At 39.7% G+C, this 723-nt stretch carries 1 pseudogene; it reads right to left on the bottom strand.

Going from position 1 to position 723, the window contains the following annotated elements:
- Positions 1 to 623 (bottom strand): annotated as a pseudogene (locus tag DVW83_RS14845) (IS256-like element IS1542 family transposase); the annotation flags it as partial.
- Positions 624 to 723: the final 100 nt, after the last annotated feature.

The raw sequence follows: 723 nt of genomic DNA, 5'->3' as shown, positions 1-723 counted from the left end.
CTTTCTTCATTTTGAATCATGAAGCCAATGATTTCACGGTCGCCACCTTCTGTTATCCCGATCGCAATATGGCAGCTTTTAGAAAGCACTCGATGGTCCTCACGGACTTTTATGTAGAGAACATCAGTCATCAGATAAGGATAATTCGTACCTGAGAGTGAACGGTTCTGCCATTCGTTGACCATCGGGTCTAACTGCTCAGTCAGGCTAGAAACAAAAGATTTCGATACAGATTTTCCACATAGCTCTTCAACAATCTTTGAAACTTTACGTGTCGAAACGCCCGAAACATACATCTCAAGCATTGAAGCGAGCAGTGCCTTTTCATTTCGCTGATAACGCTCAAACACCGTCGGTGAAAATTCACCATCACGTGTTCTAGGCACTTTTAATTCGAGTGTACCCACACGAGTCGTAAAGTCTCGCTCATAATAGCCATTTCTTTGACTCTGACGACTTTCTGAACGTTCATAGTCATCGGCTTGAATATATTCTGTTCGTTGATTTTCCATCAATTGGTTGAAAACAGTGGTTAAAATATTTTTAGAAACATCATCTTTTACCGAATGTTCAATAATACTTTGAACCTCTTCGTTGTTCAGTGTAAAATGTACTTGGGTCATGTAACGTCCTCCTGGGTATGTTTTTGTGGTTAAAAACATTGTACCGTAAAAGGGCTGTTACATGGCCTTTTATCTTTTACACAATTATATGGACTTTATC

Origin of the sequence: Enterococcus sp. VV15, assembly GCF_005236045.1 — a bacterium.
In the GTDB taxonomy this organism is placed as follows: domain Bacteria; phylum Bacillota; class Bacilli; order Lactobacillales; family Enterococcaceae; genus Enterococcus_B; species Enterococcus_B durans.
The sequence above is the reverse complement of the archived record's forward strand: the minus strand, read 5'-3'. Positions and strand labels throughout refer to the sequence as shown.